This is a genomic window from Enterobacter cancerogenus (assembly GCF_019047785.1).
GTDB lineage: Bacteria > Pseudomonadota > Gammaproteobacteria > Enterobacterales > Enterobacteriaceae > Enterobacter > Enterobacter cancerogenus.
Genome location: NZ_CP077290.1, coordinates 675,484 through 691,296, shown reverse-complemented (window position 1 = coordinate 691,296; position 15,813 = coordinate 675,484). Strand labels below are relative to the sequence as shown.

Here is a 15,813-nt window from a genome sequence, read left to right as displayed (position 1 = left end):
TGCTCCGGTGAACCGGGGCGGGGATTACCACTGATAACTTACAAAAATCTTGCCGTTACGGCCGTCCTGCGGGATGCCCTGCGGTGACCAGTATTCTTTATCGAAGGCGTTGCCCAGCACCAGCGTGGTGGTCACGCCTTTGAGCTGTTCCTGGCCCTGATAGCTGACGTAGAAATCGTTGACCGCATAGCCCGGCTGCTTGCTATAGCTGCTGCTGATGTGGGTTGAGCGATCGACAAAGGTGCCGATCCAGCCCACGGAGAAGCCGCTTTGTGCCACCGGAATGTCGAGCTTGCTGGTGACGGTGTCCGGGTTAATGCTGGAGATATACTCGCCCGTATCGGTGTCTTTACCCCGCGTGCGGTTGTAGGCCACGTCAAGGTTGAAGAGGTTGGCCGAGTACTTCGCCATCACATCCCAGCCCCAGATTTTGGCGTTAGGTACGTTATAGGACATGGTGGTGGCCGCAGCAAAATCGACGGTGGTAGAGATGTAGTCTTTGGCTTTGGTATCGAAGTAGCTGGCTTTGAACTCCAGCGCATCGTTGGCGAGCATCAGATCGTCAAAGCGCAGGCCAAAACCGACCTCCTGGGTTTCGTTGGTTTCCGGTCGCAGGTTGGGGTTTGGCACCCAGTAGTTAGTGTAGAAGCTGCCGATGGAGAAATGTTTGGAGTCGTTGTACATCTCGCCCATCGTCGGCGCGCGGAAGGCCTGCGCCCAGGAGCCAAACAGCATCAGCCAGTCGGCAGGGCTGACGGTTAACCCGGCACGGGAGGACCACTTATCGGCATCCACATCGTCGTAGCCGTTGCTGCTGCCGCGATAGTTATCGTAACGGGTACCGCCGAGCAGGGTTACGGGCAGGTCGCGCAGGGTGATTTCGTCCTGCAGCCAGCCGGAGCTGAAGTCAATTTTCGCCTCCGGGAAGCCGGTGGTCGCGCCGCCCGGAGTCTGCTCCTGACGGTAATATTCACCGCCATAGGTCAGCAGGTGAGAGGCAAAGGCGTCGCTGAACAGGCGGGTACGGTTCTCGACTTTTCCGCCTTTGGTCGTCTGCTTGCGGAACTCACCGGTTCCGTCGATGTTCTGGGCGTTGATGCGCGCTTCGGACCAGTAGAGCTTCGCATCGGCGTTCAGCCAGTCGTTGCCCGGCGGCGCAATGTTATACCCGAGCTGGGCATCGCGCTGGATGGTGGAGCGGTTGGTCATCGGGTTACTGCTGTCGCTCGCGTCGGTGGTTTGCGGGTTTTTCGGCTCCTGCGCATCGTTATTGTAGTAGCGCAGGGAACCGCTCAGCGTCTGGGCCGGATCTATTTTCCAGCTGCCTTTCGCCAGCATGTTGTTGATCGACTCATCATTGGGGGCCGTTGCGCCGTCGCTCTGACGAATGTCGCCGCGGTCGCGGCTGGACCATGAGACCACGCCGTCCAGGGTATCGGTGCGGCCAAAGGCGCTCGCCCCCATGCCGAGGCTGTGATCGCCCGTCGCACCGGTACCAAAGACGCGATAGCCGCTATTTTTGCCCGGTTCCAGCAGGTCTTTAGCATCGACGGTGTCGTAGGAGATCACGCCGCCCAACGCGCCGCTGCCGTACAGCAGGGCCGACGGACCGCGAACCACTTCGATACGCTTAATCAGCGCCGGGTCCAGGAAGGTGCTGTTCAGGTGGCCGGTGTCAGTCCCCTGACGAATGCCGTCTACCAGTACCAGCACGCCGCGGCGGTCGTAGCCGCGCAGGTTAACGTCCTGGCCGTTGGTGCGCCCGCTGCCGTCCAGCGTCAGGCCGGGCACTTTGCGCAGCAGGTCGGCAGCCGAACTGGCGGTCTGGTTTTCCGGGGCGGAGGCGTCAATCACGCTGACCATCATCGGGGCTTCAAAGGCGCTTCGGGCGTTGCCCGTGGCGGTAACGGTAATGTCTTCTGCTGCGGCAGCAAACGCGGTGCCCGGAAGTGCACTGGCAATCGCCAGTGCCAGGAGGGAAGGGCATAAAGACGCGGAACGCGGGTGTGGCATAGCAACTCTCCATTAAGAATCGAAAGCGCTGGCTGCCTGGGGATCACCTGGGTGGCTGGCGTATTTTTGTTTACTTTATTTCGTGAGGATCAGTTTTCCGGCATTCGTCTGGCGCAGCAGGTAGAGCTGGCCGTCATGCTCGATAATCACCCGCCCTTCAACGCCGAGCAGCGTTTTGCTGTCAATGCGGCGATCGGCGGAGGCGGGGGACGGTGCTGTGTGTTTTTTTACTGGCGTTGCCGCGCTGTGATCCGTACGTGACATAGTGTTTATAAATAACAATCAATGTAACAATGATAATCATTATCAATAAACTGCAAATTCACGGCAAGCGTTTTTGTGAAAATATTGTGACGGGATCAAATTTGGGGTGAGAAGAGGGATGGTGCGGTCTGGTGCCCTCACCCCGGCCCTCTCCCACGGGGAGAGGGAGAAAACATTAAAAAAGGCAACTACGTTGCCTTTTTGCTTTTACCTTGCCACCCGGCATAGCCTCAGAAGCGGCTGTCCACTGCCGCTGCCAGTTTCTCCACCAGCAGCTCGCTGTCTTTCCAGCTCAGGCACGGATCGGTAATCGACTGGCCGTAAACCATCTGCTGACCGGCAACGATTTTCTGGGTGCCTTCTTTGATGAAGCTTTCAGCCATAATGCCCGCCACGGCGGTCGAGCCGCTGCGGATCTGCTGGCAGATCTCATCGCAGACGTCGAGCTGGCGACGGTGCTGTTTCTGGCAGTTGCCGTGGCTGAAATCCACCACCAGGTGCTCAGGCAGGTCAAATTCTGCCAGCGTCTCGCAGGCGGCAGCGATATCGTCCGCGTGGTAGTTCGGTTTTTTACCGCCGCGCATGATGATATGGCCGTATGGGTTGCCGCTGGTCTGGTAGATGGTCATGTGCCCGTTCTTATCCGGGGAGAGGAACATGTGGCTGGCACGCGATGCGCGAATGGCGTCAACTGCGATACGGGTGTTACCGTCGGTCCCATTTTTAAAGCCCACCGGGCAGGAGAGCGCGGAGGCCATCTCGCGGTGGATCTGACTTTCAGTGGTACGCGCGCCAATCGCGCCCCAACTGATGAGATCGGCGATAAACTGCCCGGTCACCATATCCAGAAACTCGGTGGCGGTCGGTACGCCCAGCTCGTTCACCTGCAGCAGCAGTTTACGCGCCAGCTCAATACCGTGATTAACGCGGTAGCTCCCGTTAAGGTCCGGGTCGGAAATCAGCCCCTTCCAGCCCACCACGGTGCGCGGCTTTTCAAAGTAGGTACGCATCACAATCTCGAGGCGATGCTGGTACTTCTCACGCAGCCCCTGCAGACGTTTTGCGTAGTCCATGGCGGCATCAAGGTCGTGGATAGAGCACGGGCCAATCACCACCAGAAGGCGCTTGTCTTCACCGCTGAGGATTTTTTCAATGCGTCGGCGCGAGGCGGTGACATGGTCAGCCACGCCTGCGGAAACGGGATGGCGCTGTGCCAGTTCAGCCGGTGTGACCAGGCTATCAATGCGCGCCGTGCGGAGTTCGTCGGTTTTATTCATGGAATATCTCAGAAATTTTTTGCTTCATCGGCAGACTACCGGGAAGTGATGGGCATCACCTTAAACCAATCCCCGCTGATTTCAAGTTCGGGGCGAGGCCGCCCCGACGATGCGGCTGATGATACCCGAATTCGTGATAATGTACTAGCATATTAGTACATGCGGCGATTCAGCCCCATGATATCGAGGATTTTGGTGGCAATCTCTTCCACCGAATAGTTAGTGCTGTTCAGCCACGGGATCTGGTTTTTGCGGTACAGGGCTTCAACCTCGGAGACTTCCATCCGGCACTGACGCATCGACGCGTAGCGGCTGTTTTCGCGGCGCTCCTCGCGAATGGCCGCCAGCCGTTCCGGGTTAATGGTCAGGCCAAAAAGCTTATGCTGGAGCGGCTTGAGCGCGGCGGGTAGCACCAGGTTATCCATATCGTCGGCAATAAAGGGGTAGTTCGCCGCCCGGATGCCAAACTGCATCGCCAGATAGAGGCTGGTCGGCGTTTTGCCGCAGCGCGACACGCCAAGCAGGATCACCTGCGCCTGATCGAGGTTGCGCATTGAAATCCCATCGTCGTGGGCGAGGGTGTAATCGATAGCCGCGATGCGCGCGTCGTATTTGATGAGGTTCCCGGGGTTCAGCCCGTGGGTGCGATGCGCGACAGGCGTCGGGTCCAGCTGCAGTTCGCTCTGAAGCGGGGCAACCAGCGCCTGCACAATATCCTGGCAGAAGCCTTCACTTTGCAGAATGATGGCGCGGATCTCGGGGATGACAATCGAATAGAAGACCAGCGGGCGAATGCCGGTTTGCTGGAAAATGGCGTCAATCTGGTCCTTCACCGCTTTGGCCCGACTCTCATTTTCCACGAACGGCAGCGTGATGCTGTTAATCGATACGGGGAATTGCGACATCACCGCATGGCCTAACACCTCGGCGGTGATCGCCGTACCATCAGAAATATAAAAAACGTGGCGATCAACAGCATTATCCATTTTATTCACCCTGAAGTGCGTACGTAATTGCCTGAAAGCATAAATTAAAAAAGTTAATTGCACAGCAAAGAACTTGTCCTAAATATAAATGAAATGGTGTTTTTAATTTTCCTGAAAAGTGGATTTCATTTTTCAAATAGCGGCTTTATTTCTATGGTTTTTCAGTGAATCTATAGGAATCATCGGGTTAGTAGCCGGGTGGAAACTGTCCTAAAAATTGAAAATTTAAATTGCTTACACGATTCACCGTTTTTTTAGCGCAAACAATTATGCCAGTATAAATACGTAGTCAGGCGTTTCTTACTCCGATCAAATATCACAAAAGGATTGTTTCGATGTCCAACAATGGCTCGTCACCGCTGGTGCTTTGGTATAACCAACTCGGCATGAATGATGTAGACAGAGTTGGAGGCAAAAATGCCTCCCTGGGTGAAATGATTACAAACCTGTCCGGCATGGGTGTCTCCGTGCCAAACGGGTTTGCCACAACGGCCGATGCGTTTAACCTGTTTTTAGACCAGAGCGGCGTGAACCAGCGCATTTACGACCTGCTGGATAAAACGGATATAGATGATGTTACCGAGCTTGCCAAAGCCGGGTCTCAAATCCGCCAGTGGATTATCGACACACCTTTCCAGCCGGAACTGGAAAAAGCCATTCATGATGCCTATAACCAGCTCTCCGCCGATGATGCGCAGGCCTCGTTTGCCGTGCGTTCTTCTGCTACTGCGGAAGATATGCCGGATGCCTCGTTCGCCGGACAGCAGGAGACCTTCCTGAACGTCCAGGGCTACGACGCAGTGCTGGTGGCGGTGAAGCACGTGTTTGCTTCCCTGTTCAACGACCGCGCGATCTCCTACCGCGTGCATCAGGGCTATGACCACCGCGGCGTGGCGCTTTCCGCTGGCGTGCAGCGTATGGTGCGCTCCGATGTGGGCTCTTCCGGCGTGATGTTCTCCATCGATACTGAATCTGGTTTTGACCAGGTGGTGTTTATCACCTCCGCGTGGGGGCTGGGTGAGATGGTGGTGCAGGGTGCCGTGAACCCTGATGAATTCTACGTTCACAAACCTACCCTGGCCGCCAACCGTCCGGCGGTGGTGCGCCGCACCATGGGGTCGAAAAAAATTCGCATGATCTATGCCCCGACCCAGGAGCATGGCAAGCAGGTAAAAATTGAGGATGTGCCGCAGGAGCAGCGCGACCGTTTCTCCCTGACCGATGCTGAAGTGGAAGAGCTGGCGAAACAGGCCGTACAGATTGAAAAACACTACGGTCGCCCGATGGATATTGAATGGGCGAAAGACGGCCATACCGGCAAGCTGTTTATCGTGCAGGCGCGCCCGGAAACCGTGCGTTCCCGCGGCCAGGTGATGGAGCGTTACACGCTGCACGCCCAGGGCAAAATCGTGGCCGAAGGCCGCGCCATCGGCCACCGTATCGGTGCCGGTCCGGTGAAGGTGATCCACGACATCAGCGAGATGAACCGTATTGAGCCGGGTGACGTACTGGTCACCGACATGACCGACCCGGACTGGGAACCGATCATGAAGAAGGCGGCAGCCATCGTCACTAACCGCGGCGGGCGCACCTGCCACGCGGCGATCATCGCCCGCGAGCTGGGGATCCCGGCGGTAGTGGGCTGTGGTGATGCCACCGAGCGCATGAAGGACGGCGAGAGCGTGACCGTCTCCTGTGCGGAAGGGGATACCGGCTATGTGTACGCCGATATTCTCGACTTCAGCGTGAAAAGTTCCAGCGTCGATACCATGCCGGACCTGCCGCTGAAGATCATGATGAACGTCGGTAACCCTGACCGCGCGTTTGACTTCGCCTGCCTGCCGAACGAAGGGGTTGGCCTGGCGCGTCTGGAATTTATCATCAACCGGATGATTGGCGTGCACCCGCGCGCGCTGCTGGAGTTTGACGAGCAGGACGCGAAACTGCAGAACGAAATCCGCGAGATGATGAAAGGCTATGACTCGCCGAAAGAGTTCTACGTGGGTCGTCTGACCGAGGGGATCGCGACGCTGGGCGCGGCGTTCTATCCGAAACGCGTCATCGTGCGTCTGTCTGACTTTAAGTCTAACGAATACGCCAACCTGGTGGGCGGCGAGCGCTACGAGCCAGAGGAAGAAAACCCGATGCTGGGCTTCCGTGGCGCCGGACGCTACGTGTCCGAGAGCTTCCGCGACTGCTTTGCGCTGGAGTGTGACGCGGTGAAACGCGTGCGCAACGACATGGGGCTGACCAACGTCGAGATCATGGTTCCGTTCGTGCGTACCGTGGATCAGGCGAAGGCGGTGGTGGACGAGTTGGCGCGCCAGGGGCTGAAGCGCGGCGAGAACGGGCTGAAGATTATCATGATGTGTGAGATCCCATCCAACGCCCTGCTGGCTGAGCAGTTCCTCGAGCATTTCGACGGCTTCTCTATCGGTTCAAACGACATGACGCAGCTGGCGCTGGGTCTTGACCGTGACTCGGGCGTGGTTTCCGAGCTGTTCGATGAACGTAACGAGGCGGTGAAAGCGCTGCTGTCGATGTCCATTCGCGCGGCGAAGAAGCAGGGGAAATATGTGGGCATTTGCGGGCAGGGTCCTTCTGACCACGAAGATTTTGCCGCCTGGCTGATGGAGGAGGGCATTGACAGTCTTTCCCTGAACCCGGACACCGTGGTACAGACCTGGCTGAGCCTGGCGGAACTGAATAAGTAATATTGCTTGTGTCATCAAGTCGGGGAGCTAACCACTCCCCGGCTTTTTTTATGCCTTGTGCGTACACAGGGCAAAAAAAAGCCCATCGTGGGAGATGGGCAAAGACTACACACAGCAATTCGTTGTTTCACTCAGGGGATTTCCATGCTTATAAATCAAGGTGTTGATTTATAACCGTGTCCTAATAGTAGGCATCTCAACTTTTAGCGTCGATCAGATTCCTCTCAATAGTTAAAGAGAAGTAAAGATTTCGCATGTTTAATTGCAGATGGGCGGGATATAGGGCGGGTCTGACCAGTGGGCAGAGAATAAATAGTTTAGCGTTGTTTAAGTATTCGAACAGCAGGCCGGGTAAGCGAAGGCGCCACCCGGCAACAGGTTTACTGCGTATTCTTATCTTCCAGCGCTTCCAGTTCGCTCAGGATCGCGTCCGGGTCGGTGCCCGGCGGTGGGATTTCATGCACCCAGGCGGAGAACAGACGCCAGGTCACGGCCAGCAGAACCGGGCCAATAAACAGGCCGATCATCCCGAAGGCAATCAGCCCGCCGATCACGCCGGACAAAATCAAAATCAGCGGTAAATCGGCACCCATGCGGATCAGTATCGGGCGGATGACGTTATCCATGGTCCCGACCACGCAGCTCCACACCAGCAGGACGGTGCCCCAGGTGGTATCGCCCGTCCAGTAAAGCCAGATGATGCTCGGTACCAGCACCAATAAAGGGCCCAGTTGCGCAAGACAGGTCATCAACATCACCACGGTAAAGACGGTGGCATACGGCACGCCGGAGACAGCAAGGCCGATGCCGCCGAGGATCGCCTGCACCAGCGCGGTAACCACTACACCAAGCGCGACGGCGCGAACGGCCTGAGCGGCCAGCAGCACGGCGGCGTCGCCGCGTTTACCGGCGAGGCGGGTCGCGAAGTGACGTACGCCGAGCGCAACCTGCTCACCGCGCCAGTACAGCAGGGCGCTAAACACCAGCATCAGCGCACAGTGCATCATAAAGCGACCGATATGCGCCGCCTGGCCGACAAACCAGGTGGTCGTGGTGCCGATGTACGGGCGGACTTTTGCCATCAGGGCGCTGCCGCCCATCTCCAGCAGACCGTGCCAGCCGCTGTAGAGCTTTGCGCCAATCACCGGAATGCTGTTGAGCCACGCGAGGTCCGGCAGCGTCATGTCGCCGCTGCTCACGGCGCGGATCACCGGGCCGCTGGAATCAACGAGGCTATTCACCAGCAGGGCAATCGGAATAATAAACAGCAGGAACAACAGCAGGGTCATCACCAGAACGGCTAAAGCGCGGCGACCAAACAGCATCTTCTGCAGACGCAACAGCAGCGGCCAGGTGGCGACAACGACGGTCCCGGCCCATGCAAACCCGAGAATAAACGGTTGAACAATCCACAGACACGCAATGATCATAAGTGCCAGAAACAGCACCGACAGCAATATTTGCGCAACATCCCTGGGCTGACGAAGATTGACCATAAACGAAACTTTCCTTTTTAGAACGCCAGAACGGCTGGCGGGAACATAAACCGCGTATCACTAATCATTAGTGATTTCAGCGATTTTTGACAGGCGGATTCTGCCTGTAATTCACCAGAGCACATAAGAAAAAAATGTGATAAAACTTTCCAGACACAACGCAAACGATTTCACACCTCTTATTAGGGTCGACAGTAATGATCCCACAGATTTCTCAGGCACCCGGCGTCGTTCAGCTGGTGCTTAATTTTTTGCAGGCACTGGAGCAACAGGGTTTTACAGGTGATACCGCCACGAATTATGCCGACAGGCTGACGATGGCGACGGATAACAGTATCTACCAGCTTCTTCCTGATGCGGTCGTCTTTCCGCGTTCTACCGCCGATGTCGCGCTGATTGCACGGCTGGCGTCGCAGGAGCGGTTTCTCTCTCTGGTCTTCACCCCGCGCGGCGGCGGGACGGGCACCAACGGGCAGGCGCTGAACCAGGGCATTATCATTGATATGTCGCGCTATATGAACCGCATCATCGAAATTAACCCGGAAGAGGGGTGGGTGCGTGTCGAGGCGGGCGTCATTAAGGATCAGCTCAACCAGTACCTTAAACCTTTCGGCTACTTCTTTGCCCCTGAGCTCTCCACCAGTAACCGCGCGACCCTTGGCGGGATGATCAATACCGATGCGTCGGGGCAGGGGTCGCTGGTGTACGGCAAAACGTCCGATCACGTTATGGGCGTGCGCGCCGTGTTGCTCGGTGGCGATATCCTGGATACGCAGCCGCTGCCGGTTGAACTGGCCGAGACGCTGGGCAAAGAGAACACCGTCACCGGGCGCATCTACCGTACCGTGCTGGAACGCTGCCGGGACAATCGCCCGCTTATTCTTGATAAATTCCCGAAACTGAACCGCTTCCTGACGGGCTACGACCTGCGCCACGTTTTCAACGACGACATGACGCAGTTCGACCTGACCCGCATCCTGACCGGTTCGGAAGGGACGCTGGCCTTTATCACCGAGGCGCGCCTTGATATTACCCGGCTGCCGAAGGTGCGGCGGCTGGTGAACGTCAAATACAACTCCTTTGATTCCGCGCTGCGCAATGCGCCATTTATGGTTGAGGCGCGGGCGCTGTCGGTGGAAACCGTCGATTCCAAAGTCTTAAATCTGGCCCGGGAAGATATCGTCTGGCACTCCGTCAGCGAGCTTATCACCGACGTGCCGGACAAAGAGATGCTTGGCCTGAACATTGTGGAGTTTGCCGGGGATGATGCCGCGCTGATTGACGGCCAGGTGGCGGCATTATGTCAGCGTCTGGATGAACTGATGGCGCGTGGCGAAGGCGGGATCATTGGCTGGCAGCTCTGTCAGGATCTCTCTGGCATCGAACGTATCTATGCGATGCGCAAAAAAGCCGTGGGGCTGCTGGGCAATGCCAAAGGGGCCGCCAAGCCGATCCCGTTTGCGGAAGATACCTGCGTTCCGCCGGAGCATCTGGCCGATTATATCGTTGAGTTCCGCGCGCTGCTGGACAGCCACGGCCTGAGCTACGGCATGTTTGGGCATGTCGATGCCGGGGTTCTGCACGTTCGCCCGGCGCTGGACATGTGCGACCCGCAGCAGGAGATCCTGATGAAAGAGATCTCTGATGACGTGGTGGCCTTAACGGCGAAATACGGTGGATTGCTGTGGGGCGAGCACGGGAAGGGCTTTCGCGCCCAGTACAGCCCGGCGTTCTTCGGCGAGCAACTGTTCGGCGAGCTACGCAAGATCAAAGCCGCCTTCGACCCGGATAACCGGCTTAACCCCGGCAAGATATGCCCGCCTGAGGGCGTGGATGCGCCGATGCTGCAGGTGGATGCGGTTAAGCGCGGCACCTATGACAGGCAGATCCCGATTGCGGTGCGCTCGTCCTGGCGCGGGGCGATGGAGTGTAACGGCAACGGGCTGTGCTTTAACTTTGACGTCAACAGCCCGATGTGCCCGTCGATGAAAATCACCAGCAACCGGATCCACTCTCCGAAAGGGCGTGCGACGCTGGTGCGTGAATGGCTGCGCCTGCTGGCCGATCGCGGAGTGGATCCGCTGAAGCTGGAGCAGGAGCTGCCGGAAAAACGGGCCAGCCTGCGCTCGCTTATCGAACGCACCCGCAACAGCTGGCATGCGGACCGGGGCGAGTACGATTTCTCGCACGAAGTTAAAGAGGCAATGTCCGGCTGTCTGGCCTGCAAAGCCTGTTCTACCCAGTGCCCGATTAAAATTGACGTGCCGGATTTCCGCTCGCGCTTCCTGCAGCTTTACCACACGCGGTATCTGCGCCCGATGCGCGATCACCTGGTGGCAACGGTCGAAAGCTACGCCCCGCTGATGGCGCGCGCGCCTAAAACCTTCAACTTCTTTATTAACCAGCCGCTGGTGCGCAAACTTTCCGAAAAACATATCGGGATGGTGGATCTGCCGCTGCTGTCCACGCCGTCGCTGCAGCGCCAGCTGGTGGGGCACCGCTCGGCGAACATGACGCTGGAACAGCTTGAGGCGCTCAGCCCGGAGCAAAAATCCGGCATGGTGCTGGTGGTTCAGGATCCGTTCACCAGCTATTACGACGCCGAGGTTGTGGCCGACTTCGTGCGGCTGGCTGAAAAAATTGGCTATCAGCCGGTGGTGCTGCCGTTCTCACCGAACGGTAAGGCGCAGCACATCAAAGGTTTCCTGACGCGCTTTGCGAAAACCGCACAGAAAACGTCTGATTTTTTAAATCGCGTTGCGCAGTTGGGTATCCCGATGGTCGGCGTCGATCCTGCCCTGGTGCTCTGCTATCGCGATGAATACAAGCAGATCCTCGGCGATAAACGCGGTGATTTTCACGTGATGCTGGTCCACGAGTGGCTGCCCGCCGCGCTGGATAAGACCGCGCAAACCGACGTCAGCGGCGAGTCGTGGTACCTGTTTGGTCACTGTACCGAAGTGACCGCACTGCCCGGCGCGCCGGCGCAGTGGGCCGCTATTTTCGCGCGTTTTGGCGCGAAGCTTGAGAGCGTCAGCGTGGGCTGCTGCGGGATGGCAGGCACGTACGGCCATGAAATCAAAAACCACGCGAATTCGCTCGGCATCTATGAGCTGTCGTGGCACCAGGCGATGCAGCGTCTGCCGCGCAACCGCTGTCTGGCAACGGGCTATTCGTGCCGCAGCCAGGTAAAACGTATTGAGGGTAACGGGGTTCGCCATCCGCTACAGGCCTTACTGGAGATTATTGGATGATCTGGAAACGTGAAGTGACGCTTGAGGCGCTCAACGCCATGGGCAACGGGAATATGGTGGGGCTGCTGGATATCCAGTTTATCCGCATTGGTGAGAATGAACTCGAGGCGACGATGCCCGTGGATCATCGCACGCATCAGCCGTTTGGCCTGCTGCACGGCGGCGCATCCGTAGTGCTGGCCGAAACGCTGGGCTCGGTGGCAGGGTACCTGTGTACTTCCGGCGAGCAGAAGGTTGTCGGGCTGGAGGTGAATGCCAATCACATCCGCGCCGTGCGCAGCGGTCGGGTGCGTGGCGTGTGCCGCGCGCTGCACGCCGGGAGCCGTCATCAGGTGTGGCAGATTGATATTCTGGACGAAGAAGATCGCCTGTGTTGCTCGTCGAGGCTGACGACGGCGGTGGTGTAAAGTTTCCAGATGCTTTGCTTTTGGTCAAAAACTGGTCAGCACGTTGTGATATACTGGTCACGTTTTGTACATAAGCGAGGACATCATGGATTCTGAAATAACCCCAACCCAGCTGGCAATTGAATATTTACGTCGCGATTCGAGCAACCTGTCTCCGGCGCAGTACCTGAAAAAGCTGAAACAACTTGAACTCGAATTTGCTGACCTGCTTGCACTCTCTTCAAATGAACTCAAAGAAGAGATCTATTTTGCCTGGCGGTTGGGCGTTCATGTCCACTAAGCACTGAAAAAAGGTCGCGCTTGCGGCCTTTTTTGTGCCTGTCATTCAGTATTTGGCCGGCAGTTTGTTGATGGTAATCAGCCTGCCTTCCTCCATTTCGATAAACCCGCCTGTTTTAAGATCCGCCAGAATACGCATCACGCCGCTTCGCGAAAGCTGGGTTTTGTCGCGGATGTAGCGTTCTGCCGTGACTGCGGAACGGTAGCTCTCATCTTCTTCCATCAGCCGGAGCAGCTGCTGGCGGATCATCTCATACGCCGTTGGAGCTCCCTGAGGCATGATGGCGTTATAGAGCCGGTTATACATAAACATCAGGTGGCTGGAGAGCAGCCCCCAGAGCGCATTCTCTTCGATGATGTGGTTAACCTGAGCCGTAGTCAGCACCCCGATCAGGCAGGGCGTGACGGTTTTAAGGTAGTCATCAAAAAAAATGTCCGTCAGGTTAGCGACGCCAAACAGGGCAGGGCTGCTGGCCGTTGAGAGCATCAGCGTGTCGCTTCGGCGGTAGATTGCGACCGTCCCTTCAAGGATCAAATAACACATCCCTTCACCGTTGACCTGCAGATCTAGTTGTTCGCCGCGGCCTGTTGTACGCGTGACGCACGAGGGACGTAAGAAGGCGATCAGCTCTTTAGCGTAGGGTGAACCTCTGGAAGGTTTTTCAGACGAGGACATAACGGATAACCTTATACATAGATTATCTCATTATAGTGCGAACCGCGGGGTCATTACCCGGTTTAAAGGGTTACCGATCAATATTTTCGCGGTAAATGATGAAGCTCAAGCAGTATCCCACGCTCCATGGTGATGTACTTTCCGGTACGCAGTTCGGCAAGAATACGCATGATGCCGCTGCGCGATAAATAGGTCCGGCTTTTAATATACGCCGCTGCGGTGGTATTCAACCGGATGGCTTCCGGCTCCTGCATCAGTTCGACAAGCTGGAAGCGGATGATGTCATAGGCCGACATCTGCGAGATTTGCGCGCAGTGCTCATAGACGCGGGAGGCGGTGTAGATCAGCAGCTTTGAGAAATGCTCCCACAGATCCTCGCGCGCAACGAGGTTATTAAAAACCTCCAGCGGAACGCGTGCAATTTCGGATGTCTCATTCGCCCTGACGTATAAATGCTCAGATGAGAACTGGCTGCTCACGCCGAGAATAAACGGAGCCGATTCAGAATTTAAAACAATCCCGTCACCGCGACGGTGCAGGGCCACGCCGCCTTGCAGCAGCAGGAAGCACTGGCGGATCTCTTTATCATAATACTGAACGACTTCGCCGCGGGCGAGCACCATGCGTTGTGCAGCAGGCAAAACATGTTTAATGAGTGTTTCAATGTGCCTGTAAGGTTTTAATTCAAGTACCGTTGATATTCCGCTGTCATGGGCGGCGGACAGACGCGTATTCATTTAAGACCTCAACTGGGAAGCGTGATTGTTTTTTGATCACCTGCGAATTATCTTAAAAAATGAGGAGGGAGTGAATATGTAGCACGGGTCTAAAAGTAGACCGAAGGACGTTGCGGGAATAAGCCACTGAAAAGGTTACTAACGCGGAAAGAGTCTAAAAATAGACTCGCAAAATTTTGAGTAATATCCGCGACATAGGCAGTGTTAATTTGCGGTTAAAACAGAGTCTACAGCTAGACCTCAAATCGATTGTATTCAACATTAAGTTTCTCTAAATTTTATACAGCGGTCAGAAAATGCACATTGCATATCGCCAGATAAAAAGAATTGCTGTCGATTCTTTTTACGGCTTCCTGCTGCGTGAATGTCGATAATAAATAAAGTTACACGGGATGATGATGATGATGAAAAAAATGATGGTAATGGCTGCCCTTGCAGCAAGTTCTGCCCTGACGGCAACAACGTTATTCGCTGCAGCAGGATCCGTAAATTTCGCGGGTAATATTCTGGATTCCGCCTGTGATGTGGATATCGCGTCGCAAAACCAGGTTGTCGTACTGGGCGATTATTATAAAACAGAGTTTACCGCCACCGGCTCCAGAACGCCCGCAACGAAATTTAATATCGTTCTGAAAAATTGCCCGGTTACGGTGACCAGCGCAAAAGTGCGTTTTGACGGTACGCCGGATATCAGCAATTCAAACCTGCTGGCTATTGATTCCTCAGTAGCGGGTGCAGCCACCGGGATTGCAATTAACCTGATGACGGCAGATAAAGCAGACCTGCCTCTGCACGGTACCAACGGTTATACCTATATGCTGAGCAGCACTGCGGATAATACGTTGGATTTCTATGCTCAGTATATCTCAACTGCAGCGACGGTGGTCGCGGGTCCGGCTAACTCTGTGGCTAACTTCTCTGTGGTTTACAACTGATATACGAGCACAGCGTTATTACGCTTACGTCTCGATGGGGGGCATATTGCCCCCTTGTTTCAAACAGGTAGAAAAATGAAAGTTATTGGCAAAATGATTCTGATATCGGCCGCTGCTCTGGGTATAACGGACGCGTACGCCGGTGTGATTATCGGCGGAACGCGCGTTATTTTTGACGGGGCTAAAAAAGAGGCCTCCATTAACGTTAATAACCCTGACAGCTCGCCTTATCTGATTCAGTCCTGGGTGGATATGCCACAAGGGGAGAATAATAAAGCGCCGTTTGTGATTACGCCTCCGCTTTATCGTCTGGAGGGTGGGCAGCAAAACGTTGAACGAATCGTGCTGACCGGCGCACTGCCCCAGAATAAAGAGAGTTTGTTCTGGCTCAATATAAAAGCCATTCCCTCATCGGCAGCCCAAACCAATGCCCTGCAAATTGCCGTGAAAACACGCATAAAGCTGATTTATCGTCCGGCCAATTTAAAAGGCTCCAGCCCGGAAGAACAGGCGAACCAGTTAAAATGGCAGCGCAGGGGCAATACTCTGGAAGTATCGAACCCGACGCAATATGTCATCAATTTTAATGAAATAAGCCTGGGTGGAAAAAAAGTGGAAGACGTGACGTTTGTTCTGCCAGGCTCGGTCACCCGCTTTGCTATTCCGCAGGGGGCTAATGGTAGTGCAATGATATTTAAAATCATCAATGACTACGGCAGCCCTGGAATAACCCATCAGGTTAACGCGTCATTATAAAGTAAAGGTCTCTCCTGAA

At 55.7% G+C, this 15,813-nt stretch carries 13 protein-coding genes and 1 other RNA gene; 6 read left to right on the top strand and 8 right to left on the bottom strand.

Annotated elements, in window-relative coordinates; all coding sequences use genetic code 11:
* Positions 1 to 24 precede the first annotated feature (24 nt).
* The 4 genes from I6L58_RS03205 to ppsR all read right to left on the bottom strand — a co-directional run bounded on the left by I6L58_RS03205 (position 25) and on the right by ppsR (position 4,540).
* Entirely contained in the window at positions 25 to 2,013 is a 1,989-nt protein-coding gene (locus I6L58_RS03205) for a TonB-dependent hemoglobin/transferrin/lactoferrin family receptor (RefSeq protein WP_088207448.1), read from the bottom strand.
* 75 nt (positions 2,014 to 2,088) lie between these two features.
* Positions 2,089 to 2,277 carry a hemin uptake protein HemP gene (gene hemP, locus I6L58_RS03200; RefSeq protein ID WP_088207447.1) on the bottom strand — a complete coding sequence of 63 codons (189 nt, stop codon included), beginning with the start codon at positions 2,275 to 2,277 and terminating at the stop codon, positions 2,089 to 2,091.
* Between the two features lie 230 nt (positions 2,278 to 2,507).
* Positions 2,508 to 3,554, bottom strand: a complete 1,047-nt coding sequence (gene aroH / locus I6L58_RS03195; RefSeq protein WP_088207446.1) for a 3-deoxy-7-phosphoheptulonate synthase AroH — start codon at positions 3,552 to 3,554, stop codon at positions 2,508 to 2,510.
* A gap of 152 nt (positions 3,555 to 3,706) precedes the next feature.
* Positions 3,707 to 4,540, bottom strand: a complete 834-nt coding sequence (ppsR, locus tag I6L58_RS03190) for a posphoenolpyruvate synthetase regulatory kinase/phosphorylase PpsR (RefSeq protein WP_006174879.1) — start codon at positions 4,538 to 4,540, stop codon at positions 3,707 to 3,709.
* A gap of 335 nt (positions 4,541 to 4,875) precedes the next feature.
* On the opposite strand from ppsR, the gene ppsA reads away from it, so the two are divergent.
* Positions 4,876 to 7,254 carry a phosphoenolpyruvate synthase gene (gene ppsA, locus I6L58_RS03185; protein WP_006174880.1) on the top strand — a complete coding sequence of 793 codons (2,379 nt, stop codon included), beginning with the start codon at positions 4,876 to 4,878 and terminating at the stop codon, positions 7,252 to 7,254.
* A 70-nt stretch (positions 7,255 to 7,324) separates the two neighbouring features.
* On the opposite strand, the gene rprA is transcribed toward ppsA, so the two are convergent.
* Positions 7,325 to 7,432: antisense sRNA RprA (gene rprA, locus I6L58_RS03180), an RNA gene on the bottom strand.
* A 202-nt stretch (positions 7,433 to 7,634) separates the two neighbouring features.
* Positions 7,635 to 8,750, bottom strand: coding sequence for an AI-2E family transporter YdiK (gene ydiK / locus I6L58_RS03175; RefSeq protein ID WP_006174881.1), 1,116 nt, complete (start codon positions 8,748 to 8,750; stop codon positions 7,635 to 7,637).
* 197 nt (positions 8,751 to 8,947) lie between these two features.
* On the opposite strand from ydiK, the gene ydiJ reads away from it, so the two are divergent.
* The 3 genes from ydiJ (at position 8,948) to I6L58_RS03160 (ending at position 12,691) form a co-directional block, all read left to right on the top strand.
* Positions 8,948 to 12,004 carry a D-2-hydroxyglutarate dehydrogenase YdiJ gene (ydiJ, locus tag I6L58_RS03170; protein WP_088207445.1) on the top strand — a complete coding sequence of 1,019 codons (3,057 nt, stop codon included), beginning with the start codon at positions 8,948 to 8,950 and terminating at the stop codon, positions 12,002 to 12,004.
* A complete protein-coding gene (gene menI / locus I6L58_RS03165) occupies positions 12,001 to 12,411 on the top strand; it encodes a 1,4-dihydroxy-2-naphthoyl-CoA hydrolase (RefSeq protein WP_006174884.1) in 411 nt (136 codons plus the stop codon). Before ydiJ ends, menI begins: the two co-directional genes overlap by 4 nt.
* A gap of 85 nt (positions 12,412 to 12,496) precedes the next feature.
* On the top strand, positions 12,497 to 12,691 hold the full coding sequence (locus tag I6L58_RS03160) for a YdiH family protein (RefSeq protein WP_042319632.1): 195 nt from the start codon (positions 12,497 to 12,499) through the stop codon (positions 12,689 to 12,691).
* Positions 12,692 to 12,736: 45 nt separating this feature from the next.
* On the opposite strand, the gene I6L58_RS03155 is transcribed toward I6L58_RS03160, so the two are convergent.
* Together I6L58_RS03155 and I6L58_RS03150 are read right to left on the bottom strand one after the other, a co-directional pair.
* Positions 12,737 to 13,366 (bottom strand): helix-turn-helix domain-containing protein, encoded by a 630-nt coding sequence (locus I6L58_RS03155; RefSeq protein WP_088207444.1) that lies wholly within the window; start codon positions 13,364 to 13,366, stop codon positions 12,737 to 12,739.
* A gap of 77 nt (positions 13,367 to 13,443) precedes the next feature.
* A complete protein-coding gene (locus tag I6L58_RS03150) occupies positions 13,444 to 14,103 on the bottom strand; it encodes a helix-turn-helix domain-containing protein (protein WP_088207443.1) in 660 nt (219 codons plus the stop codon).
* Between the two features lie 404 nt (positions 14,104 to 14,507).
* Here I6L58_RS03150 and I6L58_RS03145 point away from each other — a divergent pair, with 404 nt between their 5' ends.
* Together I6L58_RS03145 and I6L58_RS03140 are read left to right on the top strand one after the other, a co-directional pair.
* Complete coding sequence (locus I6L58_RS03145) at positions 14,508 to 15,038, top strand: fimbrial protein (RefSeq protein ID WP_088207902.1); 531 nt, start codon at positions 14,508 to 14,510, stop codon at positions 15,036 to 15,038.
* Between the two features lie 75 nt (positions 15,039 to 15,113).
* On the top strand, positions 15,114 to 15,794 hold the full coding sequence (locus I6L58_RS03140) for a fimbrial biogenesis chaperone (RefSeq protein ID WP_088207442.1): 681 nt from the start codon (positions 15,114 to 15,116) through the stop codon (positions 15,792 to 15,794).
* Positions 15,795 to 15,813: the final 19 nt, after the last annotated feature.